Source organism: Lysobacter sp. yr284 (genome assembly GCF_900107375.1).
Lineage (GTDB): Bacteria > Pseudomonadota > Gammaproteobacteria > Xanthomonadales > Xanthomonadaceae > Lysobacter.
This window is the reverse complement of the sequence record NZ_FNPT01000002.1, coordinates 205393-216984: the sequence shown is the minus strand read 5'-3', so window position 1 is coordinate 216984 and position 11592 is coordinate 205393. Positions and strand designations below refer to the sequence as shown.

Sequence of the window (11592 nt, the reverse complement as noted above, 5' to 3'; positions counted from 1 at the left end):
CTCCTACAGCGGGCGGCCGCCACGACGGCGCGACCCGACGACTACAACGAATCCTGCGGCTCGATCACCACCGCGTTCTCCGGCACCCGCGCCACGCGGTTGCGCGACACCCAGCCTTCCCAGCGCCAGAACAGCCACGCCACCGCGGTCAGGCCCGAGGCCGCCACCGCCAGGTGCAGCGCACTGTCGCTCAGCAGCGGCGAGATCACCCCGGCCAGCAGCGCGTTGACCACCAGCCCGGCGAAGGCCTGCAGCGAGGACGCCGAGCCGCGCTGGTGCGGGTACATGTCGAGGATCGACAAGGTCACGATCGGGAACACCAGGGCGATGCCGAACGCGCCGATGCACATCGGGACGACCGCCCACGGCACCTTCGGCGCATCGGTCCAGAAGTTGTAGCCCAGGTTCGCGGCGATCGCGAGCGCGCAGCAGGCGAAGCCGATGTCGACGAGGCGGTCGCCGCTGACCTTGCCGGCGGCGCGCCCGGACACGAACGAACCGGCGACCATGCCGCCGATGGTCGGCACGAAGAACCACGCGAAATCGCGTTCGCCGAGGCCGAGGATGTCGAGCACGAACGCCGGCGCCGAGGCGATGTACAGGAACAGCGCGCCGAAGTTGAACGCGCCGACCGCGGTCAGGCGCTGGAAGCGCGGGTTGAGGAAGATCGCCACGTAGTCGCGCATCAACCGCCTGGGCTTGAGCGCCAGCCGCGCCTGCGGCGGGTGGGTTTCCGGCAGCAGCAGCGCCACCGCGGCCCACAGCGCCACCGAGAACGCGACCAGGAACCAGAAGATCGCCGGCCAGTGCGACCAGCCCAGGATCCAGCCGCCGATCACCGGCGCGATCGCCGGGGCGATGCCGAAGATCATCATCACCTGGCTCATCAACCGCTGCGCGTCGTCGCCGTGCAGCAGGTCGCGGATTACCGCGCGGCCGACGATCAGCCCCACCCCCGCCGACAAGCCCTGGACCGCGCGGAAGCACAGCAGCGCGGTCAGGTCGGTGGCCAAGGCGCACGCGGCCGAGGCCAGGGTGAACACCGCCAGCCCGCCGAGGATCACCTTGCGCCGCCCGATCGCGTCCGACAGCGGCCCGTGCACGACGCTCATCAAGGCATAGGCCACCAGGTACACGCTGATGGTCTGCTGCATCTGCAGCTTGTCCGCGCCCAGCTGCGCGCCCATCGCCGGGAACGCCGGGAAGATGGTGTCGATCGAGAACGGCCCGAACATCGCCAGCCCGCCCAGCAGCAGGGCCAGGCGGCGGATCGGGATCGGCGGTTTGGCTGCGTCCGCGCTCATGCGGCCGCGCTCGGGCAGGTCGGGTTCATCGGGGCTGCGCTCATCGGCCCGCGCTCAGGCCGCGGCCGGGGCGTCGGGCGGGCCCTTGAGCTCGACCATGTTGCCTTCCGGGTCGTACAGGTACTGCGAGGGGCCCTCGCCCTGGGCGCCGTAGCGCGAGCCGAACTCGCCGATGCGCGCGCCGTGGGCGGCCAGGTGCGCGGCGATGGCCGCGCGGTCGAACGGCTCGGCGCGCAGGCACAGGTGGTCCATGTTGCGGCCCTGCTCGCCCGGCGCGGCGCCGCCGAGGCGGCCGATCTTGCCCTCGACGTCGACCAGGTCGATCAGCGAGTCGCCGGCGCGCAGTTGGACCAGGCCGATCTCGTCCTGGCGCCGCTCGATGCTGCAACCGAGCACCTCGCAATAGAAGGCCACCATCGCCGCGGTGTCGCGCACCCGCAGCACCACGTGGTCGAGTTGCAGCAGGCGGAACGGTCGCGCGGGCATGGCCGGGCCTCATCGCATGAATGGGGGGCGTCAGCATACTCCCGTGCGGCGCGGTGGACGGGCGGCGGACTTGTTCCGATCTGTCCGCAGCCCCTGCAGGAGCGGCGCGAGCCGCGACCGCGAAACCGCGCTTACGACGCGACCGGCTACCCCGCGGCCGCGGCTCGCGCCGCTCCTGCAGGGGGCTACCGGGACCTACCGGCCACCCGCCCCGCCCCGCCCGCCAGCCGCTATAATCCCCGCTTCGACCACGCGGTGGGAGAAGCGGCCACCCGGGCCTCCCGGCCGGCCGCTGCCGAAGGCGCAACGCCCGTAATCGCTCAGGCCCCAGACCGCCGCGTGTACAAAACTCTGGAGAGACCGCCCGGCCGCAGCGGCATCGCGGACGGAACCGGCGCCGAAGGGGCACGAAGCGAGCGCGGACAGGAGCGGCCCCAGCGGCCCACCCCTCCCCCAAGCGGCCTGCGCCGCAGCACGCTTTTAAACTCTCAGGCAAAAGGACAGAGGGGCGCCTCGCGTGCGGCACCGCACGCTGCCTTAGGACGCCCCTGCCCATGACCAACGTATCCCTGCGCGACCTCGAGCACCACGACGCTTTCATCGAGCGCCACATCGGCCCCAACGACGCCGAGATCGGCCACATGCTCGGGCAGGTCGGCTACGCCTCGCTCGAAGCGCTGACCGACGCCATCGTCCCCGGCTCGATCAAGTCCCCCCAGCCGCTGGCCCTGCCGCAGGCGATCAGCGAAGTGGAAGCGCTGGCGAAGATCCGCGCCATCGCCTCGAAGAACCAGGTGTTCCGCAGCTTCATCGGCCGCGGCTACTACGGCACCCATACCCCCAACGTCATCCTGCGCAACATCCTGGAGAACCCGGCGTGGTACACGGCCTACACGCCGTACCAGGCCGAGATCTCGCAGGGCCGCATGGAGGCGCTGATCAACTTCCAGACCATGGTCGCCGACCTGACCGGGATGGAGATCGCCAACGCCTCGCTGCTCGACGAAGCCACCGCCGCGGCCGAAGCGATGACCCTGGCCAAGCGTTCGGCCAAGTCCAAGTCCGATACGTTCTTCGTGTCCAAGAACGTGCACCCGCAGACCCTGGAAGTGCTGCGCACCCGCGCCGAGCCGCTGGAGATCCAGCTGTTGGTCGCCGACGACCGCGAAGCCGCCACCGCCGACGTGTTCGGCGCGCTGCTGCAATACCCCGACACCTTCGGCGGCCTGGGCGACTACCAGGCCACCGCCGACGCGCTGCACGCGCGCGGCGCGATCCTGGCCGTGGCCAGCGACCTGCTCGCGCTGGTGCTGCTGAAGTCGCCGGGCGAGTTCGGCGCCGACATCGTGGTCGGCAACACCCAGCGCTTCGGCGTGCCGTTCGGCTTCGGCGGCCCGCACGCCGGCTTCATGGCCTGCCGCGACGCCTACAAGCGCTCGATGCCGGGCCGCCTGATCGGCGTGTCGGTCGACAGCGACGGCAAGCCGGCCTACCGCCTGACCCTGCAGACCCGCGAGCAGCACATCCGCCGCGAGAAGGCCACCAGCAACATCTGCACCGCGCAGGTGCTGCTGGCGGTCATGGCGAGCATGTACGCGGTCTACCACGGCCCCGACGGCCTGACCCGGATCGCCCGCCGCGTCCACCGCCAGGCCGCGATCCTCGCCGCCGCGCTGCGCCAGGCCGGCGTATCGGTGGCCGACGCCTTCTTCGACACCCTGCGCATCGACGGCGTCGATGCCGCCGCGGTCCACGCCCAGGCGCGCGCCGCGCGCATCAACCTGCGCGAGATCGACGCGAACAGCGTCGGCGTCAGCCTCGACGAGACCGTCGCCCGCGCCGACCTGACCGCGCTGGCCGGCCTGTTCGGCGCCAAGCTCGACATCGACGCGCTCGACGCGTCCACCGCCGACGCGATCCCGGCCGCGCTGCAGCGCAGCTCCGCGTTCCTGCAGCACCCGGTGTTCAACACCCACCACAGCGAACACGAACTGCTGCGCTACATGCGCTCGCTGGCCGACAAGGACCTGGCGATGGATCGCACCATGATCCCGCTGGGCTCGTGCACGATGAAGCTCAACGCCACCGCCGAGATGATTCCGGTGACCTGGCCCGAGTTCGGCAACATCCATCCGCTGGCGCCGGCCGACCAGGCCACCGGCTACAAGCAGCTGATCGACGAGCTCGAAGCGATGCTGGTGGAATGCACCGGCTACGACGCGGTCAGCCTGCAGCCCAACTCCGGCGCGCAAGGCGAATACGCCGGCCTGCTGGCGATCCGCGCCTACCACCGCTCGCGCGGCGAAAGCCATCGCGACATCTGCCTGATCCCCGACTCGGCCCACGGCACCAACCCGGCCTCGGCGCAGATGTGCGGCATGACCGTCGTGGTGACCAAGACCGACGCCAACGGCAACGTCGACGTCGACGACATCCGCCGCAACGCCGAGAAGTACAGCAGCCGCCTGGCCGCGATCATGATGACCTACCCGTCCACGCATGGCGTGTTCGAGGAAGAGGTGGTCGAGATCTGCCAGATCATTCACCAGCACGGCGGCCAGGTGTACACCGACGGCGCCAACATGAACGCGTTGGTCGGCGTGGCCAAGCCGGGCAAGTGGGGTTCGGACGTTTCCCACCTGAACCTGCACAAGACCTTCTGCATCCCGCACGGCGGCGGCGGCCCGGGCGTCGGCCCGTGCGCGGTCAAGTCGCACCTGGCGCCGTTCCTGCCCAAGACGGTCGACGGCGAAGGCGCGGTCGGCATGGTCAGCGCGGCGAGCTTCGGCTCGGCGAGCATCCTGCCGATCTCGTGGATGTACGTCACGATGATGGGCACGCAGGGCCTGCGCAAGGCGACCCAGGTCGCGCTGCTCAACGCCAACTACATCGCCAAGCGCCTGGAACCGCACTACGAGACCCTCTACACCGGCCGCAACGGCCTGGTCGCGCACGAGTGCATCCTCGACCTGCGCCCGCTCAAGGACGCCACCGGCATCAGCGCCGAGGACGTGGCCAAGCGCCTGATCGACTTCGGCTTCCACGCCCCGACCCTGAGCTTCCCGGTCGCCGGCACGCTGATGGTCGAGCCGACCGAGAGCGAATCGCAGCACGAACTGGATCGTTTCATCGACGCGATGATCCAGATCCGCGACGAAATCCGCGCGGTCGAAGACGGCCGCCTGGACCGCGAGGACAACCCGCTCAAGCACGCTCCGCACACCGCCACCCAGGTCAGCGCCAGCGAGTGGACCCGCGCCTACCCGCGCGAACTGGCCGCGTTCCCGCTGCCGTCGCTGAAGCTGCAGAAGTACTGGCCGCCGGTGTCGCGCGTGGACAATGTGTATGGCGACAAGAACGTGATGTGCGCTTGTATTCCGGTGGATGCGTATAAGGAAGAAGTCGAGGCGTAATTTTCGGCGGATCGTGCGAGAAAAAAGCCCCGCATTCGCGGGGCTTTTTTTGCGTCCAGGAATCGGCTTGCGAGGTACCCGTGGTTGCGTGGTCGCGGCTTGCGCCGCTCCTACAGGGGAGCTGCGTTGCGGCATCGCCCAACTGTAGGAGCGGCGCGAGCCGCGACCGCGACAATCGATCTACGACGCCACTGCGAACGCCCGAAGCAACGCTCCGAACCGATCGCACGCGCGACGAAAAAGCCCCGCATCCGCGGGGCTTTTTCGTTCCTCAAACCACAACGCAGCCGCTTACTTCGAGCGTTCCTTCAACTTGGCCGAAATCGCATCGAAATCCACCTTCGTGGCCGGCGACAGGTTCGGTCGCCCGGCCAGCACGCCCATGCTGACGCCGCCCTGCACGTAATAGGTTTCGCCGGCTTCGACTTCCAGCGCCAGCACGTCCTTGGTCTCGGCGTGCACGGCGTACTCGTGCGCGCCCGGCTCGACTTCGACCGCGAAGTACTTGCCGGCGAACAGGTTGCCCATGACGGTTTCGCCTTCGCGCACCTTGTAGCCGATCGCGCCGCCGATCAGCTTCGGCGCGCGGAAGAACACGATCTTGCCCTTGCCCGCCTGCGGCGGCGAAATTTCCACGCCCTTGGCCTTGGCCTTCTTGCCCTTGTCCGCGGTGCCTTCCTCGGCCGCTGCGGCCGGCGCGGCCGCTTCGGCCTGCTGCGCGGCCCAAGCCGAGCACGGCGCGAGCAACGCCAAGGACAACAACAACACACTGGCATTCGACTTCATTGCACTACTTCCCCTGAGATTGACCACTCCGCGGATGCGGGCGGTTGCGAAATGTTTTGTGCGGACGCCGGCGCAGACGAACCCGCGGGCGTCGTGGCCGCGGGGCCGGCCACGCGCGCCTGGGCGCGGGTTCCGGCCGGAATCTCGATCTCCGTACCACGAACGAAGAACGCGAGCGGCCCGCCGACCAGCGCCACGCTCATGGTCGCGCCCATCTTCTGCTGACCGGTCGCTGCGATGCGGAAACCGCGCAGACCGATCCGGCGCCCGTCGAGTTCGATGTAGCGCGCCGCCAACAACAACTCGCCCGCACGACCGCCGCCGCGCGAGCGGTCGGCATGGATAACCTCGCCGTGGCAGGCAGCCCCGGCCGGCACTACGACCACCCCATCCACCACCACTGGCTCGGCGACACGCAAGGCGAACGCCTCGCCTCGCTTGAGCGTGGCCGAACTCAGCGGTTGCACGGTTTCCAGCCAGATCGCGGTGTCGGCGGGAATCGCGCCGGTGGCGCCCGCGACGGGTGCTGGGGCCGCGGTATCGATCGCGGATTCGCCCGGCCCGGCGTTCGCCGCTTCCGACGTCGCCTGCACAGCGGGCGCCTCGACCGCGGCAGCGGCCACGGAAGCCGTCGCGCGGGCTGGCGGTTCATCGGCAGGCGCAGGACCCGGCGCACACGCCAGCGCCGCCGCCAAAACCGCCAGCGATGCGCGCGTTATCACCTGCATACCCGACTCCCCTGCCCGTCCGTGGTGTGCGACACGCTAGCCAAAACCTCGATTTTTGCCAAGTGGGTCGCAATTTTTGGGTCGTAACCCAAACACCTCCCGGCCAGGCTGAACGCCGGCACCAGCCGACATAGCGGTGCACGCGCTCAGTCCGGATTCGCGATTGCCGTCGACGAGCCGCCGCGGAAGGCCGCGCCGCTCAGGGCGATTCGGCTACCAGCACCACGAATGCACCGAGACCCGCCGCCGCGTCGATCAGGCTGGCGTCGTCGAAACGCCGCGACGAGCGGTGCACCACCTGCCCGCGCTCCACCGCGGCCCAGAACGGCGCGAATGCCGTCAGTAGAATCTCGCCGCGGAAGGAGTTTTGGATCGCGCCCGGCAGCGGCACCAGGTATTCGAAGACATACGGCTCGCCGTCGCCGTCGGCGCCGATCGCCCGCCAGCCGGCGCCGGCGCGCAGCGCCAGCGGCACCACGCCCTGGCGCAGGGCGGTTTCCAACAACGACGACACGATCGCCGAGGCCAGGGATTCGTCGTCGGGCAGATGCAAATCCGGCCGGGCGCGGATCGCGTCCAACGACCGCCGCACCTGCCATTGCGCGCCGTCGGCGCTGCTGCGTTCCGACATTCCGACGCGCCCTGTGGTCCGTCGCGTACTCGATCTTCATGATCGCAACCGCGCGCCAGCGCCACTGTGCCGAATGCGGCCGCAGAACATTTCGATGGCGAACGCCCTTAGCGGTATACGAAATCCGCTACGCGCACGCCGCACCGTTCGCATGCAAGGGCGACGCCTGAACGCGGACCCCAGACCGCCGCACCCCAGCGATATACTGCGCCCCACCGCCGGGGGGCGTATGCCATGAACATGCAGGAACCGAAGCTGCAGGCGTTCTCCGAGCGCCTGTTGAAAGTGATCGAAACGCAGACCGAGATCGCCCGCCTGGGCCTGGACCTGGGCGGGGTGATGGCGCTGGTCGCGCATCGCGCGCAGGGCCTCACCGGCGCGGTCGGCGCCGTGGTCGAATTGGCCGAAGGCGAAGAGATGGTCTACCGCGCCGCCGCCGGCATCGCCGAACCCAGCCTGGGCATGCGCCTGCGCCGCGCCGCGAGCCTGTCGGGCCATTGCGTGGCCGAAGGCCGGCCGTTGAATTGCGAGGATTCCGAGACCGACGACCGCGTCGATCGCGCCGCCTGCCGCGCGGTCGGGTTGCGTTCGATGATCGTGGTGCCGCTCAAGCACCACGACACCGTGGTCGGCGTGCTCAAGGTGATGTCGCGCGAACCGACCGCGTTCGACGACGACGACCTGCGCGTGCTCGACATGATGTCGGGCCTGATCGCCGCGGCGATGTACCACGCCGCCAAGTACGAGACCAACGAGCTGTTCTACCAGGCCACCCACGACGCGCTGACCGGCCTGCCCAACCGCGCGCTGTTCTACGACCGCCTGCGCCACAACCTGGCCCAGGCCCATCGCGAGTCGCGCCGCGTGGGCATCCTCAATCTCGACATGGACGGGCTCAAGCCGGTCAACGACAACCTCGGCCACCGCGCCGGCGACGCCGCCATCCGCGAGTTCGCCGAGCGCATGAAGCTCAGCGCGCGCGCCGGCGACACGGTGGCGCGGGTCGGCGGCGACGAGTTCGCGGTGATCCTGCCGCGCATCGAGCACCGCGAAGGCGCCATCGCCCAGGTGCAGCGGCTGGCGCAGGCGCTGCGCTTCGGTTTCGAATTCGAGCAGCGGCCGATCGCGCTCGACGCCAGCATCGGCTGCGCGGTCTATCCCGACGATGGCGAAGACCTGGGCGAACTGCTGGAGAAGGCGGACCAGGCGATGTACGACGTCAAGCGGCTGAAGAAGCATCCGCGCGACTGAGTCGCCGATGCGCGCTCGCGCGGGGTCGCCGGCGACGCCGAGCGCGGATACCGAAACCTAGTCTTGCGCGTTGCCCGGACGGGCGTGCGTTCGCTCGTAGCTCGGCGCCGATGCGGCCTTGTGGAGCCGGCGGCGCAAGCGGATTGATGCGCAAAAAATACTTCTCCAGTGCACGCACTCTTCGATGCGTATGCACCGCATACGCGTTCGCCTACCTAGAAAATTCATATCGCTTGGGCCTATCGCGCCCCGGGCCCGGTGCTTAGCATTTGTTCGTGCGCGACCGCATTGCGGCGCCGCGATTCCGGACGCTCGCTCGCCGCGCCGGCGTAGCGATCCGCCGGGCCCGCGCATACAACGACGTAGCCGCCGAACGACGGCGCCGCTACAGGCCAGGACCAGGAACAGGACGTTCTGCATGTCTCGCATCGATCTCGCCGCAGCCGCGCTGCACACGCCCCTCGCATTCTCGCCCACGCCCGCGCGCACGCCATTGCGTCCGGCGCGATGCCGGGCTCGCCCCTGCCGATTCGTCGCCCTCGTCTTTGCCGGCGCCCTGGCGTGCGGCCCCGCGCTCGCCCAGAGCGCCTGGGAAGTGCACGACAAGCACGCCAACGACCATCTGGCCGAGATCGAGAAGCGCATCGGCGACGACGGCACCGTCAACGGCAACCTGAAGAAACTCGCCAAGATCGGCGGCTCGGGCAAGAGCGGCGACGACGCCAAGGAGCCGGAAGAAAAGCTCAACCCCGCCCAGCCCAGCGACCAGGTCAACAAGACCGTGAACGACCGTTGCCCCAGCCCCGGCGCCGCCGCGGGCGCGGCGCAGCAGCAATGGCAGCTGTGCCAGGAAATCGTCAAGACCGAACTGGCCCAATACAAGTACTCGATGACGATGTACCAACTCGCCCGCACCCGCCAGCAGCGGCTGCAGGAGATCGAGCGCGAACGCGGCGACCTCGGCGCCGACGAGCAAGGCAAGCTGCAGGACAACACCAACAAGCTGCTGGCGCTGCTCTCGCGCATGGAAGCCGATCGCCAGCAGGGCCGCGCCTACATGGACGCCTACACCGCGCGCCTGGCCTACCTGCGCGCGGTGCGCGACATGCTCAGCAACGAAGTGCTGCGCGGCAAGGACGGTGGCGGCAGCGGCGGCGGTTCGGCCGGTCGCGTCGCCGCGGGCGTGGTCGGCATCGCCACGATGAAGGCCGCGCTGGACGCGGTCAAATCCAAGCGCAAGGGCTGGCCACGCTAAGCGCCGCCGATCGCCGCCCCCCTGCCCCGCCAAGGACGAATCGCATGTTCGAGCAATGGACGCCCGCCCTTTCCCTGTTGCCGGACCTGCTGCGCAGTCCGCTTGCGCAGTTCGAGAGCCTCGGGCAATGGGTGTTCTTCAAGATCATCTTCGACTTCCTCGACAACGAAGTGCTGGCCTTCCGCGAGACCATGGTCCGCGGCATGGCCGACTGGGTCGGCGCGCTGGCCGCCACGCTGATGGCGCTGTGGATCTTCATGCAGGGCTACAAGGTCATGACCGGCCAGTCGCGCAACTCGATGATGGAACTGGTGGTCGGCTCGATGCGCAACGTGCTGATCGTGATGGTCGCCACGTCGCTGACGGTGGGCACCAGCAGCCTCTACGCCACGCTCACCGACGACTTGCCACGCGCCATCGCCGAAAGCGTGACCGGCCGCGACCAGGACCCGGCCCAGACCATCGACCGCGGCCTGACCAACATGCAACTGGCGATGGCCGCCATCGAAGCGCTGCCCGCGCTCGACAACCCCGGCATCAAGGACGACAAGGACCGCGCCCTGATGCTGACCGGCATCGGCGTAGCCGGCCCGGCCGTGGTCGGCGGCGCCTTGCTGGTCATGTACAAGTTCGCCCTCGCCCTGTTCGTCGGCCTGGGCCCGTTGTTCATCCTCGCGCTGATGTTCGACCAGACCAAATCGATGTTCGCCCGCTGGCTGCAGTACGGCATCGGCACGATGTTCTCGCTGGCGGTGCTGAGCTTCACCGTGACCGTGGCGATGAAGATGGTCGGCGCGGTGGCCGCGAACTTCGCCGCGCAGTACATGACGATGATGGCCCTGGGCGCGGGCGACTCGCCGGGCGTGAACACCATGGCGCTGCAGCAGGGCGGGCTGGGGATCTTCCTGACGGTGTTGATCCTCTCGGTGCCGCCGATGGCTTCGAGTTTCTTCCAGGGGGTGTTGGGGAACTTTACGCATTACTCGGCGTTTGGGTCGAACTCCGCATCCAGCTCATCGGCTGCACCCGGAAGCCCACAAAACTCGGGCTATTCGTCAGGGCAAGGCTCTCCGGGCAATGCCGGCCATGCATCTCCTCAGCCACCTCGGAACCCCGAGGAAAAGATTAATGGAGGAGGAGGAAAAACCAGCCCTCTCGCCAACATCCATGCGGACGGCGCTGCCAGGAGCCTCAGCCCCACGCCAGATACCATCAAGAAAATTTCCGAAATAGAACAGAAAAAATGATGCCTATCGCGGCCGTATCACACACCTGAAAAAATTCCGCAGACACCCAAGCAGTCCCCTCAAGTTCCATCTCCCCATCGGACAGCAACCCATGCAAAAAAGCCTGACCTGAATTGAGGATAGGACAATGAAATCCGCGAGATCGTTTTTATTTGCGCTGTTATGGCTGTTTTCTACAACTGGGAGCGCCTGCCCTCCGGGATCAGTTATCCAGCGGGGCGTAGGCTGGGAGACGTGCGTACCGGTCCCCGGCATGTCGGGAAACAACACTCAGCCGACTCCTTCCTCGACCACGGCTCCCGCATGGGCGTCGCGATGGGGAGCCATCGTAGTTGACCTGGCTGTCGGTGGCACAGGCGTTAGCGCCGTTTCGGGAATGCAGAAAGAGCGGCAAGCATCAAAAAGCGCCTTACAAGCCTGCAAGAAAAAAGGCGGAACACAGTGCTCGGTAAGACTTACATATCGTGACCAATGCGCGGCAGTAGTCACCG

At 68.2% G+C, this 11592-nt stretch carries 9 protein-coding genes and 1 riboswitch; of the genes, 4 read left to right on the top strand and 5 right to left on the bottom strand.

The window, feature by feature from the left end; translation table 11 throughout:
- Positions 1–41 precede the first annotated feature (41 nt).
- Together BLV01_RS06030 and BLV01_RS06025 are read right to left on the bottom strand one after the other, a co-directional pair.
- Entirely contained in the window at positions 42–1304 is a 1263-nt protein-coding gene (locus BLV01_RS06030; RefSeq protein WP_091795313.1) for a multidrug effflux MFS transporter, read from the bottom strand.
- Positions 1305–1358: 54 nt separating this feature from the next.
- Positions 1359–1790 (bottom strand): VOC family protein, encoded by a 432-nt coding sequence (locus BLV01_RS06025; RefSeq protein ID WP_091795310.1) that lies wholly within the window; start codon positions 1788–1790, stop codon positions 1359–1361.
- Between the two features lie 246 nt (positions 1791–2036).
- Positions 2037–2135: riboswitch (glycine riboswitch) on the top strand.
- Between the two features lie 209 nt (positions 2136–2344).
- Here BLV01_RS06025 and gcvP point away from each other — a divergent pair.
- Positions 2345–5203: an aminomethyl-transferring glycine dehydrogenase gene (gene gcvP, locus BLV01_RS06020; RefSeq protein ID WP_091795307.1), complete on the top strand. Its 2859-nt coding sequence runs from the start codon at positions 2345–2347 to the stop codon at positions 5201–5203.
- Positions 5204–5494: 291 nt separating this feature from the next.
- Here gcvP and BLV01_RS06015 read toward each other — a convergent pair whose 3' ends face one another.
- The 3 genes from BLV01_RS06015 to BLV01_RS06005 all read right to left on the bottom strand — a co-directional run bounded on the left by BLV01_RS06015 (position 5495) and on the right by BLV01_RS06005 (position 7297).
- Positions 5495–5989 carry a DUF2846 domain-containing protein gene (locus tag BLV01_RS06015; RefSeq protein ID WP_091795304.1) on the bottom strand — a complete coding sequence of 165 codons (495 nt, stop codon included), beginning with the start codon at positions 5987–5989 and terminating at the stop codon, positions 5495–5497.
- Positions 5986–6717, bottom strand: a complete 732-nt coding sequence (locus BLV01_RS26150; RefSeq protein ID WP_175485796.1) for a hypothetical protein — start codon at positions 6715–6717, stop codon at positions 5986–5988. Before BLV01_RS26150 ends, BLV01_RS06015 begins: the two co-directional genes overlap by 4 nt.
- Positions 6718–6916: 199 nt before the next feature.
- Complete coding sequence (locus BLV01_RS06005) at positions 6917–7297, bottom strand: hypothetical protein (RefSeq protein WP_139178528.1); 381 nt, start codon at positions 7295–7297, stop codon at positions 6917–6919.
- Between the two features lie 285 nt (positions 7298–7582).
- Between BLV01_RS06005 and BLV01_RS06000 the strand changes: the two genes are divergently transcribed.
- The 3 genes from BLV01_RS06000 (at position 7583) to BLV01_RS26140 (ending at position 11101) form a co-directional block, all read left to right on the top strand.
- A complete protein-coding gene (locus BLV01_RS06000; RefSeq protein ID WP_091795297.1) occupies positions 7583–8599 on the top strand; it encodes a sensor domain-containing diguanylate cyclase in 1017 nt (338 codons plus the stop codon).
- A gap of 595 nt (positions 8600–9194) precedes the next feature.
- Positions 9195–9854, top strand: a complete 660-nt coding sequence (locus BLV01_RS26145) for a hypothetical protein (protein ID WP_175485795.1) — start codon at positions 9195–9197, stop codon at positions 9852–9854.
- A 44-nt stretch (positions 9855–9898) separates the two neighbouring features.
- Positions 9899–11101 carry a TrbL/VirB6 family protein gene (locus BLV01_RS26140; RefSeq protein ID WP_175485794.1) on the top strand — a complete coding sequence of 401 codons (1203 nt, stop codon included), beginning with the start codon at positions 9899–9901 and terminating at the stop codon, positions 11099–11101.
- Positions 11102–11592 lie beyond the last annotated feature (491 nt).

Excerpts from the sequence above, each read along its gene's own strand:
- BLV01_RS26150 (WP_175485796.1), bottom strand. The coding sequence starts at position 6,717 with ATGCAGGTGATAACGCGCGCATCGCTGGCGGTTTTGGCGGCGGCGCTG.
- BLV01_RS26140 (WP_175485794.1), top strand. The coding sequence starts at position 9,899 with ATGTTCGAGCAATGGACGCCCGCCCTTTCCCTGTTGCCGGACCTGCTG.
- BLV01_RS06000 (WP_091795297.1), top strand. The coding sequence starts at position 7,583 with ATGAACATGCAGGAACCGAAGCTGCAGGCGTTCTCCGAGCGCCTGTTG.
- gcvP (WP_091795307.1), top strand. The coding sequence starts at position 2,345 with ATGACCAACGTATCCCTGCGCGACCTCGAGCACCACGACGCTTTCATC.
- BLV01_RS06015 (WP_091795304.1), bottom strand. The coding sequence starts at position 5,989 with ATGAAGTCGAATGCCAGTGTGTTGTTGTTGTCCTTGGCGTTGCTCGCG.
- BLV01_RS06025 (WP_091795310.1), bottom strand. The coding sequence starts at position 1,790 with ATGCCCGCGCGACCGTTCCGCCTGCTGCAACTCGACCACGTGGTGCTG.
- BLV01_RS06030 (WP_091795313.1), bottom strand. The coding sequence starts at position 1,304 with ATGAGCGCGGACGCAGCCAAACCGCCGATCCCGATCCGCCGCCTGGCC.